This window comes from Janthinobacterium sp. BJB304, assembly GCF_002735765.1.
Lineage (GTDB): Bacteria > Pseudomonadota > Gammaproteobacteria > Burkholderiales > Burkholderiaceae_D > Janthinobacterium.
Map to the genome: position 1 here is coordinate 205,864 of NZ_PDZN01000009.1, position 24,044 is coordinate 229,907.

Below are 24,044 nucleotides of genomic sequence, written 5' to 3' on the forward strand. Positions count from 1 at the left end.
CGAAGTGTTGTGGTGGAAGGACCAGCATACTCGTGTCCCCACATCACTGCAATGGAATGCGCATGCCGCTCGCCGACGTTGTTATCGCCCCCACCGACCCTTTTTCCGCCGTCACCCACGCGGCGCCGTATGGCTACTATCGCCGCCTGGCGGACGGCCCGCCGCTGCGTTTCGAGGCGTCGCTCGATTGCTGGCTGGCGACGGGCGCGGCCGGCGTGCGGGCCGTGCTCGAGCATCCCGCCTGCCGCGTGCGCCCGGCAGGCCAGCCGGTACCGGATACGCTGGCAGGCACGCCGTGCGGCGCCATCTTTGCCGAACTGGTGCGCATGAACGAGGGCGAGCGGCATGCCGTACCGAAACAGCTGCTGGCGCGCGCGCTGGGCCAGGTGGACCTGGCGCGCCTGCACGGACGGGTGATGCAGATTGCCGGCGACCGCGTTCCCGGCAGCGCTGCGCAGCTGAACGAGGCGATTGTTGAGCTGCCCCTGTTCGCCATGGCGGACTTGCTGGGCTTTGCGCCAGCGCAATGGCCGGCGCTGGCCGCCTGGACGCGCGATTTCGTCGCCTGTTTGTCGCCGCTCAGCAATGGAGAACAACTGGCCGGTGCGCAGCAAGCGGCCGACGCCTTGCTGCAAGGTTTTACCGCCTTGCTGCGCGAGGCGGATGCCTTGCCCGGCAGCTTGCTGCACGACATCGTGAGCGGGGCGGATGCCGTCGGCTGGCAGGCGTCTGGCGGCGTGCTGGCCAACCTCGTGGGCTTGCTGTCGCAGACGTGCGACGCCACGGCAGGTCTGCTGGGCAATGCCACGGTCGCTTTGTGCACGCAGCCGCAGTTGTTCGCGCAACTGCGCGCCGCGCCCCAGCGATGGCCGGCTCTGCTGCGCGAAGTCAGCCAGCATGATCCCGCCATCCACAACACGCGCCGCTACACGGCCGATGCCGTGGAACTGCCCGGCGTGCGCATACCGGCCGGACAGACGATCATCGTCGTGCTGGCCAGCGCCGGCCAGGCGGAGTCGGGTTTTGGCCATGGCCGCCACGCCTGTCCGGGCCAGTCCATCGCGCAGACGATTGCCACGGCATGCCTGCAGGCATGGGCCGACGGGCTGGAAGACATGCCGCTGGCCTGGTCGTACCGGTCTTCGCTGAATGCCCGCATCCCCGTTTTCAACACTGGAGAAAGAGCATGATTGCCGTGATTTTCGAAGTCTGGCCCAGCGCCGAAGGACGCCAGCAGTATCTGGACCTGGCGGCCGCGCTGCGTCCCTTGCTCGCTGAAGTCGATGGTTTCATGTCCATCGAGCGCTTCAGCAGCCTGAGCGAGCCAGGCAAACTGCTGTCGCTGTCTTTCTTTCGCGACGAAGCGGCACTGGCGCAGTGGCGCCAGCTGGAAGCGCACCGGGCGGCCCAGTCGGCGGGCCGGCATGGCGTGTTCGACGATTACCGGCTGCGCATCGCCGGCGTGGTGCGCGATTACGGCATGCTGGAGCGGGAACAGGCGCCGACCGGCAGCCGCCAGCGCCACGATGTCTGACGCTTAGCGGGGCAGGGCGCCCTGCGTGATTTTTACCTTGACCCGGTAGGTGGGCGCGGCCGCGTCCAGGGCGGGCGGCGTGGCCGGATCGACGTCGAGCAGGGTGAACGTCAGGTGGTTGACGGTCACGGAGCTGGCGGCGCCGGGCATGGACTCGGACAAGACGATGTCGGTGGCGCCCGCGCTGTTGAGCAAACTGAAACTGTAGCTGACGTAGCCTTTCCATACGCACACGGCGCCCTTGCGGCAGCGGCTGTCGTTGACACGCTCGAGTTTCAGGGTATCGGTGGCCGTGATGGCGACTTGTTCGCCCGGCGAGAGCACATGGGTGACGCTGCGCGGCGTGTTTTCCGCGTCGCCGGCGCTGCCGGCCGCGCCGCAGCCCGCCAGCACGGCCAGGCAGGCGATGAACAGGGGTAACAACCACGTTCGGTACGATTGATGTAGATAGTGCATGTTTTTCCTTTCAGGTGGAGCGTCCCGGCGTGGCGTCCACGCGTGGGATGAAAATGATAATAACAAAATGATATTTTTCCGGCGCACTATTGGCGCGCTGCCGATGAATTGACGCGCCGGCCACGCGGCGCGCCGATTACTGCGTAGAATGGCTGTTTTGAAAATCAGGAAACAACCATGAAAAAAACCGACCTGGCCAAAAGCGATGCCAAGAAACTGATGGGAAAGATGAATGTTCCCGGCGCCGGTGCATTCGGTAAGGAAGCAGTGGTCGTCGACCGCCGCGAGCAACGCAAGCGCGATCAGGCCCTGGGCCTGGTACCGTTCGCCGTCAAGCTGAACAGCGATCTGGTCTTGCAATTGCAGACCCTGGCCAAGGAAGGCGGCGCGGATCTGAATGAATTGGTCGCCGAGCTGATCACCAAGGGCTTGGCAGCAGCATAAGGGCTGACAATGTTTATCTGTTGATAAACATCAAACTGTAAAATCAAAAGGCGCCTTGCGGCGCCTTTTGCGTTGCGGCATTGCTTGCGATTACACGTAGGCCGCCAGCGCGCCCTTCATTTTCTTCAGCGCCGCCACTTCGATCTGGCGGATGCGCTCGGCCGATACGCCGAACTCTTCTGCCAGCGCGTGCAGCGTGGCGCCGGAGCCGTCGTCGTTGGCCAGCCAGCGCGCTTCGATGATGCGGCGCGAACGGGCGTCCAGCTTCGACAAGGCCGTTTCCAGGCCTTCCGATTGCAGGCGCGTCACTTGTTCCGCTTCCAGCACCTTGGTCGGCTCGCTTTGCTCCGACGACAGGTAGGCGATCGGCGAAAACTTGTCGTCTTCATCGTCGGTCGGCGATTCCAGCGCGATGTCGCGGCCGCTCAAGCGCGTTTCCATTTCGATCACTTCTTCGCGCTTCACGTCGAGCAGCTTGGCCAGCGCATCGATCTGTTTCGGCGTCATCGCATCGAGGCCCGTCTTGTGGCTGCGCAGGTTGAAGAACAGCTTGCGCTGCGCCTTCGTCGTCGCGACCTTGACCAGGCGCCAGTTTTTCAGGATGTACTCATGCATCTCGGCTTTCACCCAGTGCATGGCGTACGACACCAGGCGCACGCCCTGGTCCGGATCGAAACGTTTCACGGCTTTCATCAAGCCGATATTGCCTTCCTGAATCAGGTCGGCATGCGGCAAGCCATAGCCCAGATAGCCGCGGGCAATCGAGACCACCAGGCGCAGGTGCGACAGCACCAGTTCTTGCGCGGCGGCCAGGTCATTTTTTTCGCGCAGGCGTTTCGCCAGCGAAATTTCTTCGTCGTGGGTCAACATGGGCAGACGGTTCACGGCCGAAATATAGGCGTCGATATTGCCCAGATTGCCAGTGAACCCGAGGCCCAGCGCATTACTTTTGGTCGGAACCAATGCGGATGTTGCGGACATCATAGTCATGTTTTCTCCCTCGTAGTCTTGCTGTGTTCCAGTTGGCCACATCACACGATGTGGCCCGATTGTCTGTTCTGTTTTGCGTATTCGGTCTTGCACTTTGCAGATCGCGGCACCATCTTCATCTGGCGTCCATGGCGGTTCTGCTGTTGGTATGTCCCTATATTAGCACTCTCTGCCTGAGAGTGCCAATCAGCACATTTAATCGTTCTGATAGCCTAAATGCTATGGTGATTTGATGCTTGATATATATCTCTGAACAGCGCGAGATAGCGCTTTACGACAACATGGCTAGTCTACGGCCTCTGGCTGAAGCGAGCCTTAAGAATACTTGCTAAATATCAAGATAACAGCAGATGGGGATGGCGAGGCGCATGGCGGCGCCAGGAGCGCCGCCATGGAAAGGAAGGTCAGTTCAGGCGCGCCAGGTGGCGCTGCACGCAGAGGAAGGCGCCGATCAGGCCGAGGCCGGCGCTGACGGCCAGCAAGCCGGCCATCGGCAGCGGCGCCAGCGGCACCAGCTGGAATTCGGACGCATACAGGCGTGCAAACTCGGCAATCGTGGTATTGAGCGGCTGCAAGGCCAGCGCCACGGCGCCCAGCGCCAGCGCACCGGCGCACAGGCCCAGCAGGGCGCCCGTGTAATAGAAGGGGCGGTGGATGAAAGTGTCGGTGGCGCCGATCAGTTTCGAGATGCTGATTTCATCGCGCTGCTGCATCACCTGCAGGCGGATGGTATTGAACACCACGGCGATGACGGCCACGCCCAGGGTGATTGCCAGCAGCAGCAGCACCAGGCGCAGCACGCCCAGCAGGGCCGCCAGACGCTTGACCCAGGCCGAATCGACTTGCGCCGATTCCACGCCCGGCAGGTGGCGCAACTGTTCCGCCACGGCATCGACGTCCTGCGCTTCGCTGGCGCTGCTGAAGGCGTCGAGTTTCAGCACATAGCTGTCGGGCAGGGGATTGTCGCCCAGGGTGCTGAGCACGTCGGCCAGGCCGCTCTTGTTTTTCAGGGTATCGAGCGCCTGTTCGCGCGGGATGAAGATGATCTTCGCCTTTTGCTCGCCGACGATCTTGCGCATGGCGCTGGCCAGGGCCACGGCTTGCTCGCGCGGCGTGTCGATCTTCAGGAAGACGCTGATTTCCGGGTCGACGGACATTTGCTCCGACATCGGGCGCACATTGTCGAGCATGGTCAAGCCGGCGAACGGCAGCGACAGGGCGATGGCGACGACGAGCACGTTCAAGAGAAAGCCGCCCGGCGACTTGCGCAAGTGAATTAGCGCCGAACCGAGCGCGAAGCGGTGTTGACGGAACCAGCCTCTCATGCCTGTTCTCCCTGCGCGTCGTCCTGGTCGGGGGCGGGCGCAAAGTCGGGATCGGGCGGGGCGAAGACGGGCGCTTGCGTGGCCTTGTCGATGGCGACCAGCTGGCCGTTCTTCAGGTGGATCACGCGGGCGGCGGCGTCGAGCATCTGTTCGTCATGGCTGGAAATGAGGCAGGTCACGCCCACCGAGTGGAATGCTTTGAGGGCGTCGAGCACCTTGTTGGCGCTGGCGCGGTCCAAGTTGGCTGTCGGTTCGTCGGCCAGGATGATCTGCGGCCGGTTGACGATGGCGCGCGCGATCGAGACGCGCTGCTGCTCGCCGCCCGACAGCGACAAAGGGCGCGCCATGGCGCGGTCCAGCAGTCCCACCTTGTCGAGCGCGGCGCGGGCGCGCTGCTCGGCGGCAACTTTATGCGCGCCGACGACGAGCAGCGGCAGCATGACGTTGGCCAGGATGGAGCGGTCGCTCAGCAGTTTTTGCTGCTGGAAGATCAGGCCCATGTTACGGCGCAAAAACGGCACGCCGGCCGGCTTGATCTTCGCCATGTCCTGGCCATTGACGATCAGCTTGCCCGACGTGGGGCGTTCCATGGCGGCGATCATCTTCAGCAAGGTGGACTTGCCGGCGCCGGACGGGCCGGCCAGGAAGACCAGCTCGCCCTTGGCAATACTGAGCGAAATGTCGCTGAGCGCCACGGCGTCGGGGGAGTATTGCTTGGAGACGTGCTGAAATTCAATCATGTATAGGCTTATCCGAGCAGCGCTTCGACAAATTCGGCAGCCACGAAAGGCTGCAAGTCTTCAATTTTCTCACCGATGCCGATGAAATACACGGGCACGGGGCGCACGCGGGCAATCGCCGCCAGCACGCCGCCCTTGGCGGTACCGTCCAGCTTGGTGATCACCAGGCCGCTCAACTGCAGGGCATCGTCGAAGGCCTTCACTTGCGTGAGGGCGTTCTGGCCCGTGTTGCCGTCGATGACGAGCAGGGTTTCATGCGGTGCGCCCTCCATGCCCTTGCCGATCACGCGCTTGATTTTCTTCAATTCTTCCATCAAGTGCAACTGCGTCGGCAGGCGGCCGGCCGTGTCGACCATGACCACGTCGATGCCGCGCGCCTTCGCCGATTGCACGGAGTCGTAGGCCACGGCGGCCGGGTCGCCCGATTCCTGCGAAATCACGGTAACGTTGTTGCGCTCGCCCCAGACCATCAGCTGCTCGCGCGCGGCGGCGCGGAAGGTGTCGCCCGCGGCCAGCAGCACGGACTGGTTGTTCGACTGCATGTGCTTGGCCAGCTTGCCGATGGTAGTGGTCTTGCCCGCGCCATTGACACCGGAAATCATCATCACCAGCGGCTTGTGGCGGCCCAGCTCGAAGCGCTTTTCTAGCGGCGAGAGCAGCTCGATCAGCAGCACTTTCAGCGCGGCCTTGACGGCGGCTGCGTCGAGCAGCTTGTCTTCCTTGACCTTTTTCTTCAATTCCGTCAGCAGGAATTCGGTGGCGTCGATGCCGGCGTCGGACATCAGCAGCGCCGCTTCCAGCTCTTCGTACAGGGCGTCGTCGATCTTCGCGCCGACGAACAGCACGGACAAGGTGTTCGAGGTTTTCGACAGGCCCGCCTTCAGGCGCGTCATCCACGATTTTTTCTCGGGTTCGGCGGCCACGATCACGGGCACGAGCTCGGCCGGCGCGCCGCTCAGGGGCGTAGCGGCTGGCTGCGGTGCGGGCGGCGTGGCGGGAAGGACGAGGGGCTCGGCTGGTGCGGCCTCGGGAGCGATGGGTTTTTTCTTGAAGAAACTAAACATGGATGTGTGGTGGCGGGTGCTGACCTAAGGCCCGGCGGCGCCGGACACTGTGTTACGGGCTATTCTACCAGAGCGCGCCCGGCCCTTCATGCTTTACTGTTCGATTGGCAACATTGCGTGCCTATCCACGGAGATCGCCGCAGTTGCCGCGCTTTTCAAAGGGTTCAATGCGTTTGCAGGGCCAGCGCCTGGTGGCGGCGGCGCCAGTCGGCGATGCTTTCGTCGACTTGCCGCAAGTCCAGCACATGCAGGAATGAGGGGGGCTGCTTGTACAGCACGGGACTGCGTCCCCCGGCCCACAATTCCATCCCTGGTGGCAAGTTCGCATGCAGTTGCTGCAGGCTGTCGCGCGTCTGCCGCTGCTTGCTGGCGCTGGAAAACGACAGCGCCACGATATCGGCCCGCTGCGCGCAGGCGGCCGCGACGATGTCCGTCAGCGGCGTTTCCACCCCCAGCGACATGCAATGGGCGCCAGCCGCCGCGCACAGCGCCTCGGCCATCAGCAGCCCCAGGCCATGACGCTCCTGCGGCAAGGTGCTGAGCACGATGCGTGGCGTGCGCGTCGATGGGCTGCTTGCCTGCGGCAGGGAAAAGATGGCGTGGCGCATCACCGTTTGCAAGGTTTCGCTATACAAATGCTCTTCATACACGGCCAGGTCGCCGCAAGCCCACGCCTCGCCCACCATGCCGGTGAGGGGGGCGATAACGTCGATGGTGAACGCTTTCAAGCCCAGCACGGCCAGCGCCTGGCGCAGGGCTTCACCCAGTTCCGCCATCTGGTGGCCGCGGCACAGCGACAGGTAGTGTTCGAGCTGCGGGGGCGGCGTCGACGGCGCCGCACTGCCGGCGCTGGCCAGCTGCTGCAGTTGCACGGTGCTGTGCTGCATGATTTTACCCGGACGAAATCCGAGGTCCAGCAGGCGCTTGACCATGCGCAATTTTTGCACTTGCTCGGCTGGATAGCTGCGTTCGCCGAAGGCGTCGCGCTGGGGCTGGGGAAAAGCGTAGCGGCGTTCCCAGACACGCAAGGTTTCCTTGGCCAGCCCCGTATCGCGCTCGACGTCGCTGATGCTGAAGACGGAAGGAGGGTGCAGCGGTTGCAGGTCAGTATCCATACAGGGGCTTGCTCGCATGCCAAAAGAACGTGGGTGCATTCTACGCCTTCCGCTGCCCCAGACCAAATAGCTGAATCCGATTGAAAATTGCCTGCGTATAAGGTTGTGAGCGGTTCACGCTCTCATTGACATAGATCAATATTTAATTGATTATTTGTTTTGTCCTGGACAAACTTGATACGGATACAGTCATGAAAATTGCCGTCGTCGGAGCAGGAATTGCAGGTTTGTCGTGTGCCTATCGCCTGGCGCAGGCGGGCCAGGACGTGACCTTGTACGAGGCGGGCGACTATTTTGGCGGCCACAGCCATACGGTCGATGTCACGCTCGATGGCGTCACGCATGGCGTCGACACGGGTTTCCTCGTGTTTAACCACGCCACCTATCCGCACCTGGTGCAACTGTTTGACGAACTCGGTGTCGAGGCGGCCGACAGCGACATGTCGTTTTCCGTGAAGATGCCGCTGGACGCCTCGTCCGATGCCCGCGTGCTGGAATGGGCGGGCGCCAATTTCGATACCGTGTTCACGCAGCGCAGCAATCTGTTGCGCCCCGCCTTCCTGCGCATGCTGCGCGATATCGTGCGCTTCAACCGCCAGGCCAGCGCCCTGGCCACGGCCAGCGTGCCGGCGCCGGCCATGTCGCTCGGCGAGTTCCTTGATCTGCACAATTATGGCGACGAGTTCCGTCACTGGTATCTGTTGCCGATGGCCGCCTGCATCTGGTCGTGCCCGGCGCGCCAGATGCTGGCCTTTCCCTTGGCCACCTTCATCCGTTTCTGCCACAACCACGGCTTGCTGCAGGTGAGCAACCGGCCGCAATGGCGTACGGTGCGCGGCGGTGCGCGCGTGTACGTGGAAAAACTGCTGGCAGGCATTCCGCAGCAGCGCCTGGCGTGTCCCGTGCTGGCCGTGGGGCGCCAGGGACACAACGGCGCACGCATGGTCGAGCTGCATACGGCGGCCGGCGTCGAGCACGCCGATCATGTGGTGCTCGCTTGCCACAGCGACCAGTCGCTGGCCCTGCTGGCGGACATCCGCGACGACGAGCGCTCCGTGCTTGAAGCCGTGCGCTACCAGCCCAACCGGGCCGTGCTGCATACGGACTTTGCCTGCCTGCCGCAGCGCCGCCGCGCCTGGTCGGCCTGGAATTACCAGGGCCGGCCGGCCGCGCAGGAGGGCGAATCGCCGCAGGTATGCGTGCACTATTTGCTGAACCAGTTGCAGCCACTGCCGTTTACGACACCCGTCATCGTCTCGCTCAATCCGCTCGACGAGCCGGACCCGGCCAAGGTCATCGACGCGTTTTCGTATGCCCACCCCGTGTTCGATGGCGCGGCCATTGCGGCCCAGGCGCGCCTGGCCGGTTTCCAGGGCGCGCAGCACACGTGGTTCGCGGGCGCCTGGACGGGCTATGGTTTCCATGAAGACGGCTTGAAGTCGGGCCTGGCCGTGGCGCAAATACTCAATGGCATGGCGGCGGCGGAGCTCGGCCATGCCGCGTAATTCATCGCCGTCCGTGCCGCCGCAGCCCCAGCCCCAGCTGTGTCTGGGGCGGGTGCGGCATGCGCGGCTGCGTCCGCGCGCGCATGCTTTCAGTTACGGCATGTTTTATCTGCGCCTGCCCTTGCGCAGCCTGGGCGCGCACGATTTTCCTACCCGCTTGATCTCGCGCAACGGCGCCAATGTGCTGTCCTTCCGCGACGGCGACCATGGCGATGGCACGACGCCGCTGCTGGAGTGGATCGATGGCTTGCTGCGCCAGCAAGGCGTGCTCGACGCGGGCGGCGAAATCTGGCTGCAAACCATGCCGCGCATGTTCGGCTATGTTTTCAATCCCGTCAGCTTCTGGTTTTGCCACCGTCCGGACGGCGCGCTGCGGGCCGTGGTCTGCGACGTGCGCAATACCTTCGGCGAGCGCCACCTGTACCTGCTCGAGCAGGGCGGGCCCATCGCGTATGGCAGCGAGTTGCGCGCCAATAAGATTTTCCACGTGTCGCCGTTTTGCAAGGTGGAAGGGCATTACCGCTTCCGTTTCCTGCGCAACAGTGAAAAGGATGGCGAGCGCCACCTGGCCCGGGTCGATTACGACGACCTTGACGGTCCTGTTTTGCAGACGAGCTTGTCCGGTACGGCGCGGCCGCTGCGCGATGGCGCCATTGCCTGGGCTCTGCTGCGCTACCCGCTGATGACGTTCGGCGTGATGGCGCGCATCCATTGGCAAGCCTTGCGCCTGTGGCTGCGCCGCGTGCCGTTTTTCAGCAAACCCCACCCTCCACAAGAAAAGGTGTCCCGATGAGCTCCGACTCCCTGCCGACCGGCCTGCATGCGCGCAGCAGCGCGTGTCCCGCGCACTTGCCCGACCACACGCACCTGGATATGCCCGCTTCCGCGCACATGATCGTGCGCCTGCTGCAAAAATTACAATATGGCGCCCTGCGCCTGCGCACGCCGGATGGCAGTATCTTGCTGTACGGCGACGGCAGCCAGCCCGTCACCCTGGACTTGCACAACTGGCGCCTGTGTGCGGCCGTGTTGCGCTCGGGTGACATCGGCTTTGCGGAAACGTTTATCGCCGGCGACTGGCGCACGGACAATTTGCCGGGCTTGATCGAGCTGATGATACGCAACCGCGCACAGATCGAGTCCTTGATCTATGGCAACTGGTGGGGCAACCTGGTCTACAAGCTGCGGCATTTGCTCAACCGCAATTCGCGCGCCGGCAGCAAGAAGAATATCCACGCCCATTACGACATCGGCAACGCCTTTTATCAGTTGTGGCTGGATCCGTCGATGACGTATTCGAGTGCGCTGTTTGCCGAAGGCGCCAGCCTGGAGCAGGCGCAAGGGGCGAAATACCGGCGCATCGCCGATCAGCTGCAACTGCGGCCAGGCGCCAAGGTGCTGGAAATCGGCTGCGGCTGGGGCGGCTTTGCGGAAACGGCAGCGCGCGATTACGGCGCCCACGTGACGGGCCTGACCTTGTCGACCGAACAGCTGGCGTATGCGCGCCAGCGCCTGCAAGACGCGGGGCTGGCAGGGCAGGCCGACTTGCAGCTGTGCGATTACCGCGACAGCGCCGGCCAGTACGACGCCATCGCCTCGATCGAGATGTTCGAAGCCGTGGGGCAAAGCTACTGGCCAAGTTACTTTGCCTGCGTGGCGCGCAACCTGAAGCCGGGCGGCCGCGCCTGCATCCAGACCATCGTCATCGCCGACGACTTGTTCGAGCGCTACAGCAAGAGCACGGATTTCATTCAACAGTATATTTTTCCTGGCGGCATGCTGCCGTCGCCGGCCGAGTTCCGCCGCGCCGCCGAGGCGCAGGGCTTGCGCGTGGAAGACGCCTTCCGCTTTGGCCTCGATTACGCGCAAACCCTGCGCCAGTGGCGCGCCAGCTTCCTGGCCCAGCGCACGGCGCTGGAAAAGCAGGGTTTCGATGGCCGTTTCCTGCTGACCTGGGAGTTTTACCTCGCGTATTGCGAGGCCGCCTTCCAGGCGCACAACACGGATGTGATGCAATTTACCCTGGTGAAGGACTGACCATGCGCCGCTTGCTTGCCACTGTTGTGCTGTCATTGACCATGTTGGGTGCTGCGGCCGCGCCGCCTGCCTTTGTCGCTGCCGACGTGCCCGAGGCCCAGCTGGCGGGGGAGGGCGAATACACGTGGTTCGGCATGCGTATTTATCGGGCACAACTGTGGGTGGGACCGCAGGGCTACCAGGGCGCGGCGTCGGCAACGGCGCCGTTTGCGCTGGAATTGCGCTACGCACGTTCGCTCGATGGCAAGAAGATCGCCGAGGCCAGCTATGAACAGATGCAGAAAATCGGCGCCGGCACGCCGGAGCAGCGCCTGGCCTGGCTGTCCACCATGCAGCGCATCTTTCCTGACGTCAAGGCAGACCAGCGCATCGCGGGCGTCTATCGGGCCGGCATCGCGCCCGGCGTGCGCTTTTATCTCGATGGCAAGGTGCTGGCCGACGTGAGCGATGGCGATTTCGCGCGCGCGTTCTTTGCCATCTGGCTGTCGCCCGAATCGACGGCGCCCAAGCTGCGCGCGGCCTTGCTGCAGAATGCGGCGCCGCTGCCATGAACGCCGGGGCCAGCGCGTTGAGCTTGCCGGCCCTGTTCAGCTACGGCCTGTTCGGCTTGCCGCTGGCCATGCTGGCGCTGCCCATCTATATCTATGTGGCGCCGTTTTATGCGCAGCGCAGCAACCTTGACCTGGCGCAGATCGGCGCCGTGCTGCTGGCGGCGCGCATCGCCGCCGCCTTCATCGATCCGGCCCTGGGCGCCTGGATGGCGCGCGGCGGACGCAGTTATGCCATGCTTGTCGGCGCCGCGTTGCCCTTGCTGCTGCTGGGCTTTGGCGCCCTGTTCCATCCGCCGCCGATGCCGCAAGCGGCTACCCTGGCCTGGTTCCTGGCAGCCTTGCTGCTCGCCTACACGGCCTATGGCCTGGCCGGCATCGCGCACCAGAGCTGGGGCGCGGCGCTCACCCAGGCGCCCACGCAGCGGGCGCGGGTGGCGGCCGTGCGCGAAGGCTGCGGTTTGCTCGGCGTGATCCTGGCGGCCGGGCTGACTTCCGTGCTCGGTTATGACGGCTTGTCGCTGGCCTTTGCCTTCTGCCTGCTGGCGGCGGGTGCGCTGCTGCTGGCGCGCGCACCGCGTCCCGCCTTGCGCAGCGCCGGGGAAGCGGTTCCCGGCAATGGCTGGAAGCTGCCGTTTCGCCAGCGCGCGTTTCGCTGGCTGTTTGCCGTCCTGCTCGTCAATGGCGTGGCGGCCGCCATCCCCGCCACCCTGTTCCTGTTCTTTGCCGGAGACTACTTGCGCCTGGGCCATTACGCGGGACCGTTCCTGATCGTCTACTTTTGTGCGGCGGCCGCCTCGATGCCCGTGTGGGTGGGCCTGGCGCGCCGGTTTGGCGAAGCGCGCGCCTGGGGCGGCGCCATGCTGCTGGCCGCGACCGTGTTTGTCTGGGCATATGGCCTGGGCGCGGGCGCCGCCTGGGGCTTTGCCGCGATTTGCCTGCTGTCGGGCCTGGCGCTGGGCGCCGACCTGGCCTTGCCGCCGGCCCTGCTGGCAGGGCTGATCGGCGCGGCCGGCCATGCCGGGCGGCACGAAGCGGCATATTTCGGCTGGTGGAACTGGGGCGTGCAAATGAGTCTGGCGCTGGCGGCCGGCATCGCCCTGCCCCTGCTGGCCTGGCTCGGCTATGTGCCTGGCAACAGCAGCGGCGGTTTGCCGGCCCTGGCTGCCGCCTACGCCTTGCTGCCCTGCGCCTTGAAACTGCTGGCGGCGCTGCTGCTGTGGCGCGCGCCGCTACAACATATATATAGTGAACCCGGGGAGTATCGTCCATGTACCAGATGAAATGTTGCCGGCGCGGCATGACGGCCGCCGCCTTGCTGCTGGCGCTGGCCGCCTGTTCCACGCCGCCCACGCCCGCCACTTACGCGCAGGAAACACCCAAGCTGGACCTGCAACAGTACTTCAACGGCACGCTCGACGCCCACGGCATCTTCCAGGACCGCTCCGGCATGGTCGTGAAACGCTTCACCGTCGTGATGCGGGCCAGCTGGGCGGGCGAGACGGGTACCCTGGACGAGGATTTCACGTATTCGGACGGCAGCCGCCAACGGCGCGTATGGACCTTGCGCAAGACGGCGCCCGGGCGCTTCATCGGCACGGCGCCCGATGTGATCGGCGAGGCCGTCGGCGAAGTGGCCGGCAATGCGCTGCGCTGGCAATACGTGCTGGCGCTGCCCGTCGATGGCACGGTCTACCACGTCGACTTCGAGGACTGGATGTTCCTGATGGATGACAAGGTCATGCTGAACCGCGCCGCCATGAGCAAGTTCGGCTTCAGCCTGGGCGCCGTCACTTTATCATTCAGCAAGCGTCCGCAGGCGGCACCATGAATCGCAAGATCACCAGCTGGGCCGGCAAACGCGTGTGGATCATCGGCGCTTCCAGCGGCATCGGCGCCGCCTGCGCCGCCCTGCTGCTGGAGCAGGGCGCCAGCGTGGCCTTGTCGGCCCGTCACCGCGCCAGCCTCGAGCAGTTGTGCGAGGGGCAGCCGCTGGCGCAGGCATTGCCGCTCGATGTCACCCAGCACGCGCAGCTGCGGGCCGTCTGCGTAGAGTTGCAGCGGCAGTGGACGCATATCGACCTGATACTGGTGGTCGCTGGCGGTTATCAGGCCATGCGCGCCGATAGCTTCGACCTTGAGGCGGCCCAGGGCTTGCTGGCCCTGAATGTGGGCGGCGTCTTCAATTGCCTGGAACAGGCCCTGCCGTGGCTGTTGCGCCAGGGCAGCGGCGGCATCGGCATCGTCGCCTCGGTGGCCGGCTATGGCGGCTTGCCCAAGGCGCTCGCATATGGCGCCAGCAAGGCCGCGCTGATCAATCTGACGGAGTCGCTGTATCTGGACCTATATCCACGCGGGATTGATGTATATCAAATCAACCCCGGTTTTGTCGCCACGCCTTTGACGGCGGACAACGATTTCACCATGCCGGCCCTGATGACGGCGCAGGACGCGGCCGCCGCCATGCTCGACGGCATCGAGCGGGGGCAGTTTCACATCCACTTCCCCAAACGCTTTACCAATACCCTGCGCCTGGCGCGGCTGTTGCCGTACCGCGCCTATTTCTGGCTGATCCGCAAGGTGACGGGCGTATGAGCACAAGCATGCTGGACACGGAAGGCGTGGAACAGGCGCTGGCGCGTCTGGTGGCATTTTACGAGCACCTGAGCCTGGAAAGCCTGGCCCAGCTGGGCGGCGTGTACGCGCCAGACGCCCATTTCAAGGACCCGTTCAACGAGGTGAAGGGGCATGCCGCCATTCTGGCCATCTTCGAGCACATGTTCGTGCAGGTCGATGCGCCCCGGTTTGTCGTGCTGGAAAGCCTGGGGCAGGGGCAACAAGCCTTTCTGACCTGGGAGTTTCGTTTCCGCATGAAACGACTGGTATCTGGCGAACAATGCATACGCGGCGCGACACATGTGCGCTTCGATGCGCAGGGACGGGTGCTCGTGCACCGCGATTATTGGGATGCGGCGGAAGAGTTGTATGAAAAACTGCCGTTGCTGGGCTCTTTCATGCGCCTGCTCCGGCGCGCAAGCCAGCGTTAAAGCTTGTTTCTCTATGCTTTTAAGAAAAAAATGCAAAAAAGAAAAAGTAAAGATGTGAAATGGGGCCGCTGAAAACTTGATTTCGGTCAAAGTGTCGTTTTTTAGACACAAAAATATCAAAATATTGAGAAGGCAACATTGTAAGAAATTGTTTCAAGTGATGCGCAATTTGCAAGCAAGAGTCGTACTCATCCGTTCCAATCGGATGGTGGAGGCGTGGTCTGAAAAACATGGAAAACATTTCTATGTGAGCAATTTAAATTACCGGAAAGTCAGTAATTGTGTTGATACTCTGCCTATTTTTTTGACGCGTGCGCCGACGTCGAAAATAGCGCCTACGCCCCTGAATAATGCGGCAACGCACCAAAAATGGGCGCATGCATTCCCGTTTTTGGGCATTCGGCAGCAAACATTGCCGATGCCGTGTATGCTTCGTCCCGTTTATCCATTATCGCCTGACAAATTGTGCGCTTTGTCGCGTAAATCTTGGAGGGCAAATGAGGGGTAAAGCATGTTGACGTTTTAATCACTTGCCTGATACTGTTGCACTAATACAACGGGTGTGGACTAGGCATGCGCTATGATGGAATGGTCAATCAGGCCAATGCATTGGTTGGCAAGGGGCACTGGCTCTGTCGCGTAGTACGGTTGGCGATGGTCGGGATGCCTGAAAAAGCCCCCGGCCTGGTACCGGAAGTAACATGTTGGAACTTGATGGAATGTGAAACGGTCGTTATAGTGCCGCTTCCGGTGCCGTTTGAGCACCGAACCGGCGCACGAATAACGGTCGTTATGCAGCCTTCAAGCTTATCGGTGCAATAGCGTGCCGATACCGATATGAATGTTCCTCTGACCGGAACAGCAATGTGGCAGGTGGAGACCTTGCCCTCACTCATAAAAAGCGCTCTGCTAGAGCGCAGCTCGAGATGCATAGGCTGTATTACTTTTTGCTTCAAAAATTAAAGGAAATCGCAATGAAAAAAACTCTGATCACCCTGGCAGTTCTGGCAGCAGCCACTGGCGTAGCTCAAGCTCAATCGAGCGTTGTTATCTACGGTACCGTTGACGCTGGTTTCGTCAGCGAGCGCGGCGGTGTTAACGGCAACGTTAACAAACTGGACAGCGGCATTGCTTCGGCTTCCCGTATCGGCTTCAAAGGCACCGAAGATCTGGGCAGCGGCCTGTCGGCACTGTTCGTTCTGGAGTCGGGCTTCGGCGTAGACAACGGTACGCAAGACAAAGCTGGTTCGATCTTCAATCGTCAATCGTACATCGGCCTGAGCAGCAAAACGACCGGTACCCTGACCCTGGGTCGTCAATACACCCCTTGGTACAACACCCTGTCGAAAGTTGCTGATCCATTCGCAGTGGGCTACGCTGGTTCCGCTAAGAACCTGTTCCCATCGAAAGCACTGACCCGCACCAGCAACACCGTGCTGTACACCACGCCAAACTTCAACGGCTTTGACGCTGACGTGGCTTACACCTTCGGCGAAAAAGCTGAGTCGAACAAAATCGGTCGTCAAATCGGCGCGTCGGTTGGCTACTCGAACGGTCCTTTGAATGCACGTCTGGCTTACAACACCACCAGCAACGACACCGCAACGACCGAATCCGGTAGCGCACGTAACTGGTTGGCTGCAGCTAACTACGACTTCGCAGTTGCAAAAGCTTACATCGCATACGGTTCCAACAAAGGTAACAACAGCGCTGTAGCTAACAACGCCAAGGAAAACGCTGACGGCACGTTCTCGACCGTTAACTCGTTCAACTACAATACCGCTGCTTACAGCAACGACAGCAACAACATTCTGGTTGGCGCTACCGTACCTGTTGGCCCAGCTGGCACCGTAATGGCTTCGTTCATCCGCACGAACGACAAAGCTGGTACGAACGCTGACGCTGATCAATGGGCACTGGGCTACTCGTACGCTCTGTCGAAGCGCACCAGCACCTACGCTTCGTACGCTAAAATCAAGAACAAAAACAACGCTGGCTACACCGTTGGTAACAACAGCAATGTTGGTACGGGCGACAAAGCCTTCAACGTTGGCGTTCGTCACTCGTTCTAATATTCGCGCAAGCGAAGCTTAGTACCGCTGCAGCCATCCCTCCGGGGATGGCTGCCAGCAAAGAAACGCGTCTCCAGGCTAGTCCTGGCGGCGCGTTTTTGCATGTGCGGCGCCAGTTATAATGGCGCCGTTACCCAAGTAAAGGAATGCCATGTATTCATTCACCTCGCCGCGCCTGGCCGCCATGCTGGCCGCGCTGCTGCTCGCCGGCGCCACGGGCGCCGCTTTTGCCGCCGTCAAGGGCAAGAAGCCGGCCGGACTGGAGCGCTATGGCGTGGCCGTCTACTCCGACTTGTGCCTGCAAAAGGATAGCGGCGAAATCGGCGGCCAGCGCGTCACCCTGCACCGCTTTGCCGAGGCCGATTCCGTCATCTATGAATTCACGGCAGGCGCCCTGAGCTGGCCTATCGTGGCCAACGACGTCAACCTGGACGCCGCCACAGGCGCCTTCGACTTCACCATCGCCGGCGCCGACAGCGAAGAGCGCACCATCGTCGGCAAGTTTTCCAAAGACGGGCAGACCCTGACCCTGGAAGGTGATTATTGCGGCGGCAACGTGCGCATGCCGATGAAACTGAGTCGCGTGCGCGATTTCGGCCGTCCGCTGAAAAACTGCACGCCATGCCCGCCGGTGCCGGAAGCGCCGGCCGAGGCGGCGCCAGCCCAGGAAAGCGCGCCAGCGCCCGCCGCCTGAGCGATCGCCGCTGTCAGCAAGAAAAAGGCCCGGTATCGACCGGGCCTTTGTTATTTCTCGCCTTGCAAGAGGCTTATTTGGCCGCTTGCGCCTTTTCCGCATTCGCGCGGATGGTGGCCAGTGTCGCGTTTGGCGTGATCAGGTTGCCGTCGTAGCGCAGCTCGATCAGGGCCGGCAAGTTGTGCGCCCTGGCATGCGCCAGCGCCTGCTGCAGCGCAGGGGCAAACTCTTCCGTCGTATTCACCACTTCGCCATGCGCGCCGTATGCCTGCGCCAGCGCCGCAAAATCGGGGTTGTGCAGGGTCGTGCCCGACACGCGGCCCGGGTAATCGCGTTCCTGGTGCATGCGGATGGTGCCGAACATCTGGTTGTTGAAGACGATGATGACCACGCCCGCCTGGTATTGGACGGCCGTGGCCAGTTCCTGGCCATTCATCATGTATTCGCCATCGCCGGCAAAGGTAATCACGGTGCGTTCCGGATGCACGATCTTCGCCGCCACGCCGGACGGCACGCCGTAGCCCATGGCGCCGTTCGTCGGCGCCAGCTGGGTGCGCATGCCGCCGTAGCGATAAAAACGGTGCGCCCACGAGGCGTAGTTGCCGGCGCCGTTCGTCACGATGGTGTCGGCCGGCGCCTGCGCCATGATTTCCTGCGTCACTTGCCACAGGTCCAGCGGCGCCTGGCCATCGCGGAAGATGGGCGGCTGCTCCTGGTAGGCGGCCAGCTCGGCCTTCGCTTCCGCCGGCGTATGTTTCCACGCGGAAGCATCGACGGGGGCCATGGCGGCCAGCATGGCGCACACTTGCGGCATGCCGCTGTTGATCATCAGCTCGGCCTGGTAGACGCTGCCCAGCTCCTCGGCGTCCGTATGGATGTGCACCAGGCGCTGGCGCGGCACGGGCGAGTCGAACAGGGTGTAGCCGCCCGTCGTCATTTCGCCCAGGCGCGGGCCGATGGCGACGACCAGGTCGGCATTTTTCACGCGCGCGGCCAGTTTCGGGTTGATGCCGATGCCGACGTCGCCGATGTAGTTCGGGTGTGCATTGTCGAGCAAGTCCTGGAAGCGGAAGGCGCAGGCGACGGGCAGGTGGTTGCTTTCCGCGAACTGCTGCAGGTCGGCGCACGCTTGCGGCGTCCAGGTGGTGCCGCCGAGCAACACCAACGGCTGCTTCGCGGCCGCCAGCATGGCGCGCAGCTGCTGGAGCTGGGCGTCGGACGGCGCCGCCTGCACGCTCCGGTAGGCGCGCGTGTCGGCGACAGTCGCCATGGAGATTAGCATGTCTTCCGGCAGGGCCAGCACGACGGGGCCGGGACGCCCGCTGGTGGCGACCTGGAAGGCGCGCGCCAGGTATTCGGGGATGCGCTCGGCGCGGTCGATCTGCGCCACCCACTTGGCCATCTGGCCGTACATGCGGCGGTAGTCGATTTCCTGGAACGCTTCGCGGTCGACGAAATCGTTGCCCACCTGGCCGATGAACAGGATCATCGGGGTGGAGTCCTGGTAAGCCGTGTGCACGCCGATCGAGGCGTTGGTGGCGCCCGGACCGCGCGTGACGAAACAGATGCCCGGCTTGCCCGTCAGCTTGCCGTAGGCTTCGGCCATGAAGGCGGCGCCGCCTTCCTGGCGGTTGATGATGAAGCGGATGCCCGAGTCGTGCAGGGCGTCGAGCACATCCAGGTAGCTTTCGCCAGGCACGCCAAAAGCGGTGTCGACACCGTGGATCTGCAGGGCATCGACCAGGATCTGGCCGCCGGTACGGGGTTGTTGCGTCATGTTCGGCTCTTTATATTCTAGTTGGGTGGCAAAGAAATGGGGCAAGCGGTGTGCATGCGCCTGCATGCAGGCGGCTTGCCCCATTCATTCTATGTGAGCCGATTTGGCCCGGCTTTTGAAATGGCGACACCGAATTACACAATCCCCCGGGCCGGAGGCCGACGAGGGGCCCGGCGAACGGTGTCGTTCCCGCACAGGCCTTTTTGCAGAAACATGCTGCGGCGCGGTACAATGGCGGGTGAAGCAGGCCAGACAGTCGCTGGCCGGCGCAGCAATGCGCTGGCGGGAGGAAGGTCCGGACTCCATAGAGCGGGGTGACGGTTAACGGCCGTCCGTCGAAAGCCGCAAGGTATAAGGCGAGGAATAGGGCCACAGAGACGAGCGTATTAAGTTACGGTGAAACGCGGTAACCTCCACCTGGTGCAATTTCAAATAGGCACGCGATGATGCTGCTCGCGGAGCGTGCGGGTAGAAAGCTTGAGCGCCCGAGTAATCTGGCGCCTAGAGGAATGACTGTCATAGCGCCAACCTGCAAGGGAAGGCGCCGTAACAAAATCCGGCCTATCGGCCTGCTTCACTTGAATTCCTGCTCCCTGGCTTGCCGGGGAGTATCTTGGTCACAGCAGTTTGCATGCTGCGCACCAAGCAAAAGCCCCCGCAACGGGGCTTTTTTTGTTTCTAAAAATATAGCAACGAAGATAAAGTTGTATATACAACTAAAGATGAACAATTGGTTAAAGTTTCTTGGTTCTAATTAATTGCTGCAGTGCAAAAATAATTTTCCCGTGTCAGGCCAGGCCCGGAAAACAGGGCAGGTATGCGCCATGGGCGATTGTTTTTTGCTTTAAACCAAGTCTTTCTCTGCCGCTGCTGACCGTTGTGTCTGGATGACGAAAGTATTGTCATGTGTCAACTAACTGTAAAAAATTCAATTTTTTGATTTCGTTTTTTTCGATGTTTACGGTAGGAAAACACATGTGTGCAGATGAGGTAGCACATTCACTATCTTTCATAAGTATCTAATTTATCGATATATTTTTATTTGAGACTCCTTCAACGATCTGCGCTAAGTCCTTAATTTCATTAATAAAATTCCTGTTTTGCCAATCGGAAACCGCTTGACCACTATCTTTGCTTCCTCTAAAGTGGGCAACTGTGTGAAAAAGTGTGTTTTTGTGGGAAATTTTCCCTTTCCATCGCGATGCGCAAGCGTTGCAAGCCAAGCTCAAAAAAAGGTCTTCCGTGTTTCAAGGCGCGTCCGCAATCAATCTCGATGCCAAAGGCAGGATGTCTATCCCTGCCAAGCACCGTGACGCGCTGGCGATTCAATGCGAAGGCCGTTTGACGCTGACCAAACACCCCGATGGCTGCCTGCTGTTTTTCCCCCGTCCCGTGTGGGAAAGCCACCGCCAGCAAATCGCCGCCTGGCCCATGTCGGCGCGCGCCTGGCAGCGCATCTTCCTCGGCAACGCCGTCGACGTAGAGCTGGACTCGGCGGGCCGCGTGCTGATCTCGCCTGAATTGCGCAATGCCGTCGGGCTGGCGCGCGAAGTCATGATGATCGGCATGGGCAGTCACTTTGAAATATGGGATGCCGCCAAATTGGCCGACAAAGAACAGCAGGCGATCGATGCCGGCACCCCCGATGTACTTTCCAATTTTTCTTTCTAAGGCTCCGTAATGACACAACTCACGGTGCCGGAATTTCAGCATCGCACGGTGCTGCTCGATGAAGCGGTCGATGCGCTCGACCTGTCGGGCGACCGCGCGCACGGCATTTACGTCGATGGCACGTTTGGCCGCGGCGGCCATAGCCGCCTGATCCTGTCGCGCCTGGCCGATGACGCGCGCCTGATCGGCTTCGACAAGGATTTGCAAGCCATCGCCACGGCCGAACAGATTGCCGACCCCCGTTTTCAGATCGTCCATGACAGCTTTGCCACCATGACGGCCAGCCTGGCCGAACGCGGCGTGCAGCAGGTGGACGGCATTTTGCTCGACCTGGGCATCTCGTCGCCGCAGGTCGACGACGCGGCGCGCGGTTTCAGCTTCCGCAACGACGGACCGCTGGACATGCGCATGGATACCACGCGCGGCGTCTCCGCGGCCGAGTGGCTGGCGGTGGAAACCGAGCAGAATTTAGAGAAAGTGATACGCGATTATGGGGAAGAACGGTTTGCTTTTCAGATTGCAAAGGCGATTGTTGCTGGCCGGGCAGTCCAGCCAATTTCAAGCACACGACAGCTTGCCGGCATCGTGGCAGGCGCCGTCAAGACCCGCGAGAAGGGTAAGGACCCCGCTACCCGCACCTTTCAGGCAATCCGCATTTTCATTAACAAAGAGCTCGAGGATCTCGAGATCGGTCTGAACCAGGCGTATGCCTGCCTGGCGCCCGGCGCGCGCATGGCCGTGATCAGTTTTCATTCGCTCGAAGACCGCATGGTCAAGCGCTTCTTCGCCTCGAAGGCGAACGTGGAGCAGCCTGACCGCCGTCTGCCGATCCGCGCGGTCGACTTGCCGCAGCCGGAAATGAAGCTGATTTCGAAAATGAAGCCGTCCGACGCCGAGATCGAGGGCAATCCCCGTTCGCGTTCGGCCGTGATGCGCGTGGCGCAGCGTTTGCCCATTCCAGTTAGTGGCGGCGCCCGATGACTGGCAAGCTGTGTGTCGTGCTGTCGGCCCTGCTGGTGTGCTGCGGTCTGTCGCTGGTGAACGCGCAGTACCAGTCGCGCCACCTGCTGATCGACCTGGAACGCGCGCAAGCGCTGTCGCGCCAGCTCGACATCGACTGGGCGCAACTGCAGCTGGACCAGTCCACTTTGGGCAAGCATGAACGCATCGAATCGATCGCACGGCGCGACCTGAGCATGACGCCGCTGACGGCGGCGCGCACGCAATACCTGACGGAGGGCGAATAATGAAGTTGGGCGGTAATAGCAACGGCCGGGTGGCGGCATCGAAAGGCGTGCCATTCTCGAAGAACCCCGTACTGGCGGTGCGTCTGCCCGTCTGGCGTTCGCGCGTCGTGCTGTTCCTGCTGTTCTTCGCTTTCGCCGGCCTGGGCGCGCGCGCCCTGTGGCTGCAGGGCGTGTCGACGCAGTTCCTGCAAAAGCAGGGCAAGGCGCGCTATGAGCGCACGCTGGAACTGCCGGCCACGCGCGGCAAGATCACCGACCGCAACGGCCAGGTGCTCGCGTCGTCCGTCCCTGTGAAAGCCATCTGGGCCATTCCCGACGACGTGCTGCAGGCGTCGCCCGAAAAAATCAATGCGCTGGCCGGCCTGCTGGAAATGAACGTCAACGAATTGCGCAAGAAGCTCGATTCGGACCGCAGCTTCGTATACCTGAAACGCCAGGTCGAGATGGACGTGGCCGACAAGATTTCCAAGCTCGGCATCGACGGCATCGACGAGCGCAAGGAATACAAGCGCTTCTATCCACAGGGCGAAGTGATGACGCACGTGGTGGGCTTTACCAACGTGGAAGACGTGGGCCAGGAAAGCATGGAACTGGCGCAGCAGAAAACCCTCGTCGGCACCACCGGCAGCCGCCGCGTGATCAAGGACCGTCTGGGCCACATCGTCGAAGACATCGGCTTCATCCACGAACCGCATGACGGCAAGGACCTGACCCTGTCCGTCGACAGCAAGATCCAGTACATCGCCTTCACGCAGCTGAAGGAAGCGGTGGAGAAATTCAACGCCAAGGCCGGCGGCGCCGTGGTGCTCGACGTGCACACGGGCGAAGTGCTGGCCCTGGCCAATTACCCGAGCTACGACCCGAACGACCGCCGCAAGCTTACGGGCCAGCAGCTGCGCAACCGCGTCATGACCGATACCTTCGAACCCGGTTCGACCCTGAAACCGATCACGGTCTCGCTGGCGCTCGACACGGGCCGCGTCAAGCCGGGTACGCTGATCGACACGGGCCCGGGCCGCTACACGATCGCCGACCGCACGATCACCGACACCAAGCCGCACGGCGTGATCAATGTCTCCGAAATCATCGAGATGTCGTCGAACATCGGCACCTCGAAGATCGCGCTGGGCATGCCGTCGCAGGAAATGTGGGAAATGTTTACCAAGGTGGGCTTCGGCCAGCAGCCGAAATGGGGCTTCCCCGGCGCCGTGGCCGGCCGCGTGCGTCCGTATAAATCGTGGCGCCCGGTGGAGCAGGCGACCATGAGCTACGGTAACGGCATTTCCGTGTCGCTGATCCAGCTGGCGCGCTCTTATATGATGTTCGCGCGCGACGGCGACACGATTCCCCTGTCGTTCCAGAAGGTCAATGAACTGCCCGTGGGCCAGCAGGTGATCAAGCCGAAGACGGCCGCCGAAATGCGCGCCATGCTCGAACTGGTCGTCTCCGGCGCGCACGGCTCGGCCAAGCGCGCCCAGGTCGCCGGCTACCGCGTGGGCGGCAAGACGGGTACCGCCTATAAGGTGGAAAACGGCCGCTACGCGATGCCGCGCAAATACATCGGCTCTTTCGTGGGCATGGTGCCGATGTCGGCGCCGCGCTTCATCATTGCCGTGATGATCGACGAACCGACCGGCCCCGCTCACTATGGCGGCCAGGTCGCCGCTCCCGCTTTCGCGGCGATTGCGACCAACGCGCTGCGCGCGATGAACGTACCGCCCGATTCCTCCGTTACCGAAATCGTGGTCCCGGCCAATGCCGGCCCGGAGGCCATGTGA

24 protein-coding genes and 1 other RNA gene are annotated in these 24,044 nt (G+C 62.2%); 18 read left to right on the forward strand and 7 right to left on the reverse strand.

The window, feature by feature from the left end; all coding sequences use genetic code 11:
- Nucleotides 1-62: 62 nt before the first annotated feature.
- Together CSQ95_RS13210 and CSQ95_RS13215 are read left to right on the forward strand one after the other, a co-directional pair.
- Entirely contained in the window at nt 63-1,190 is a 1,128-nt protein-coding gene (locus CSQ95_RS13210; protein ID WP_099409832.1) for a cytochrome P450, read from the forward strand.
- Nucleotides 1,187-1,534, forward strand: a complete 348-nt coding sequence (locus CSQ95_RS13215; protein ID WP_099409833.1) for an antibiotic biosynthesis monooxygenase — start codon at nt 1,187-1,189, stop codon at nt 1,532-1,534. The genes CSQ95_RS13210 and CSQ95_RS13215 overlap by 4 nt, the downstream gene beginning before the upstream one ends.
- 3 nt (nt 1,535-1,537) lie before the next feature.
- Here CSQ95_RS13215 and CSQ95_RS13220 read toward each other — a convergent pair whose 3' ends face one another.
- The gene (locus tag CSQ95_RS13220; RefSeq protein ID WP_070222524.1) at nt 1,538-1,990 is read right to left on the reverse strand and encodes a hypothetical protein; all 453 of its coding nucleotides are present in this window, start codon (nt 1,988-1,990) and stop codon (nt 1,538-1,540) included.
- Between the two features lie 177 nt (nt 1,991-2,167).
- On the opposite strand from CSQ95_RS13220, the gene CSQ95_RS13225 reads away from it, so the two are divergent.
- Nucleotides 2,168-2,434: a hypothetical protein gene (locus CSQ95_RS13225; RefSeq protein WP_099409834.1), complete on the forward strand. Its 267-nt coding sequence runs from the start codon at nt 2,168-2,170 to the stop codon at nt 2,432-2,434.
- 90 nt (nt 2,435-2,524) lie between these two features.
- On the opposite strand, the gene rpoH is transcribed toward CSQ95_RS13225, so the two are convergent.
- From rpoH to CSQ95_RS13250, 5 genes are all read right to left on the reverse strand, one after another.
- On the reverse strand, nt 2,525-3,418 hold the full coding sequence (rpoH, locus tag CSQ95_RS13230; RefSeq protein ID WP_070222520.1) for an RNA polymerase sigma factor RpoH: 894 nt from the start codon (nt 3,416-3,418) through the stop codon (nt 2,525-2,527).
- A gap of 410 nt (nt 3,419-3,828) precedes the next feature.
- Nucleotides 3,829-4,749, reverse strand: a complete 921-nt coding sequence (gene ftsX / locus CSQ95_RS13235) for a permease-like cell division protein FtsX (protein ID WP_099409835.1) — start codon at nt 4,747-4,749, stop codon at nt 3,829-3,831.
- Entirely contained in the window at nt 4,746-5,489 is a 744-nt protein-coding gene (locus CSQ95_RS13240; protein ID WP_099409836.1) for a cell division ATP-binding protein FtsE, read from the reverse strand. The genes ftsX and CSQ95_RS13240 overlap by 4 nt, the downstream gene beginning before the upstream one ends.
- A gap of 8 nt (nt 5,490-5,497) precedes the next feature.
- Nucleotides 5,498-6,553 (reverse strand): signal recognition particle-docking protein FtsY, encoded by a 1,056-nt coding sequence (ftsY, locus tag CSQ95_RS13245; RefSeq protein WP_099409837.1) that lies wholly within the window; start codon nt 6,551-6,553, stop codon nt 5,498-5,500.
- 164 nt (nt 6,554-6,717) lie between these two features.
- Nucleotides 6,718-7,668, reverse strand: a complete 951-nt coding sequence (locus CSQ95_RS13250) for a MerR family transcriptional regulator (protein WP_099409838.1) — start codon at nt 7,666-7,668, stop codon at nt 6,718-6,720.
- Between the two features lie 191 nt (nt 7,669-7,859).
- Between CSQ95_RS13250 and CSQ95_RS13255 the strand changes: the two genes are divergently transcribed.
- The 10 genes from CSQ95_RS13255 to CSQ95_RS13300 all read left to right on the forward strand — a co-directional run bounded on the left by CSQ95_RS13255 (nt 7,860) and on the right by CSQ95_RS13300 (nt 17,571).
- The gene (locus CSQ95_RS13255) at nt 7,860-9,173 is read left to right on the forward strand and encodes an NAD(P)/FAD-dependent oxidoreductase (protein ID WP_099409839.1); all 1,314 of its coding nucleotides are present in this window, start codon (nt 7,860-7,862) and stop codon (nt 9,171-9,173) included.
- On the forward strand, nt 9,163-9,966 hold the full coding sequence (locus CSQ95_RS13260; RefSeq protein ID WP_099409840.1) for a DUF1365 domain-containing protein: 804 nt from the start codon (nt 9,163-9,165) through the stop codon (nt 9,964-9,966). Before CSQ95_RS13255 ends, CSQ95_RS13260 begins: the two co-directional genes overlap by 11 nt.
- A gap of 80 nt (nt 9,967-10,046) precedes the next feature.
- Nucleotides 10,047-11,210 carry a cyclopropane-fatty-acyl-phospholipid synthase family protein gene (locus CSQ95_RS13265; protein WP_099409868.1) on the forward strand — a complete coding sequence of 388 codons (1,164 nt, stop codon included), beginning with the start codon at nt 10,047-10,049 and terminating at the stop codon, nt 11,208-11,210.
- 2 nt (nt 11,211-11,212) lie between these two features.
- Complete coding sequence (locus CSQ95_RS13270) at nt 11,213-11,761, forward strand: chalcone isomerase family protein (protein WP_099409841.1); 549 nt, start codon at nt 11,213-11,215, stop codon at nt 11,759-11,761.
- On the forward strand, nt 11,758-13,041 hold the full coding sequence (locus CSQ95_RS13275) for an MFS transporter (RefSeq protein WP_099409842.1): 1,284 nt from the start codon (nt 11,758-11,760) through the stop codon (nt 13,039-13,041). The genes CSQ95_RS13270 and CSQ95_RS13275 overlap by 4 nt, the downstream gene beginning before the upstream one ends.
- On the forward strand, nt 13,029-13,589 hold the full coding sequence (locus CSQ95_RS13280; protein ID WP_257218043.1) for a DUF3833 domain-containing protein: 561 nt from the start codon (nt 13,029-13,031) through the stop codon (nt 13,587-13,589). The genes CSQ95_RS13275 and CSQ95_RS13280 overlap by 13 nt, the downstream gene beginning before the upstream one ends.
- On the forward strand, nt 13,586-14,353 hold the full coding sequence (locus CSQ95_RS13285) for an SDR family oxidoreductase (RefSeq protein WP_099409843.1): 768 nt from the start codon (nt 13,586-13,588) through the stop codon (nt 14,351-14,353). The genes CSQ95_RS13280 and CSQ95_RS13285 overlap by 4 nt, the downstream gene beginning before the upstream one ends.
- Nucleotides 14,350-14,805 (forward strand): nuclear transport factor 2 family protein, encoded by a 456-nt coding sequence (locus CSQ95_RS13290; RefSeq protein ID WP_099409844.1) that lies wholly within the window; start codon nt 14,350-14,352, stop codon nt 14,803-14,805. Before CSQ95_RS13285 ends, CSQ95_RS13290 begins: the two co-directional genes overlap by 4 nt.
- A gap of 974 nt (nt 14,806-15,779) precedes the next feature.
- Nucleotides 15,780-16,877 carry a porin gene (locus CSQ95_RS13295; RefSeq protein WP_099409845.1) on the forward strand — a complete coding sequence of 366 codons (1,098 nt, stop codon included), beginning with the start codon at nt 15,780-15,782 and terminating at the stop codon, nt 16,875-16,877.
- A gap of 151 nt (nt 16,878-17,028) precedes the next feature.
- Nucleotides 17,029-17,571 carry a hypothetical protein gene (locus CSQ95_RS13300; RefSeq protein WP_099409846.1) on the forward strand — a complete coding sequence of 181 codons (543 nt, stop codon included), beginning with the start codon at nt 17,029-17,031 and terminating at the stop codon, nt 17,569-17,571.
- Nucleotides 17,572-17,644: 73 nt separating this feature from the next.
- Here CSQ95_RS13300 and CSQ95_RS13305 read toward each other — a convergent pair whose 3' ends face one another.
- The gene (locus CSQ95_RS13305; RefSeq protein ID WP_099409870.1) at nt 17,645-19,348 is read right to left on the reverse strand and encodes a thiamine pyrophosphate-binding protein; all 1,704 of its coding nucleotides are present in this window, start codon (nt 19,346-19,348) and stop codon (nt 17,645-17,647) included.
- Nucleotides 19,349-19,588: 240 nt separating this feature from the next.
- Here CSQ95_RS13305 and rnpB point away from each other — a divergent pair.
- From rnpB to CSQ95_RS13330, 5 genes are all read left to right on the forward strand, one after another.
- Nucleotides 19,589-19,928, forward strand: an RNA gene (rnpB, locus tag CSQ95_RS13310) — RNase P RNA component class A.
- Nucleotides 19,929-20,590: 662 nt separating this feature from the next.
- On the forward strand, nt 20,591-21,019 hold the full coding sequence (mraZ, locus tag CSQ95_RS13315) for a division/cell wall cluster transcriptional repressor MraZ (RefSeq protein WP_034748899.1): 429 nt from the start codon (nt 20,591-20,593) through the stop codon (nt 21,017-21,019).
- A 9-nt stretch (nt 21,020-21,028) separates the two neighbouring features.
- On the forward strand, nt 21,029-22,000 hold the full coding sequence (gene rsmH, locus CSQ95_RS13320; protein WP_070222499.1) for a 16S rRNA (cytosine(1402)-N(4))-methyltransferase RsmH: 972 nt from the start codon (nt 21,029-21,031) through the stop codon (nt 21,998-22,000).
- On the forward strand, nt 21,997-22,266 hold the full coding sequence (gene ftsL / locus CSQ95_RS13325) for a cell division protein FtsL (protein ID WP_034748894.1): 270 nt from the start codon (nt 21,997-21,999) through the stop codon (nt 22,264-22,266). Before rsmH ends, ftsL begins: the two co-directional genes overlap by 4 nt.
- A complete protein-coding gene (locus CSQ95_RS13330; RefSeq protein ID WP_034748891.1) occupies nt 22,266-24,044 on the forward strand; it encodes a penicillin-binding protein 2 in 1,779 nt (592 codons plus the stop codon). Before ftsL ends, CSQ95_RS13330 begins: the two co-directional genes overlap by 1 nt.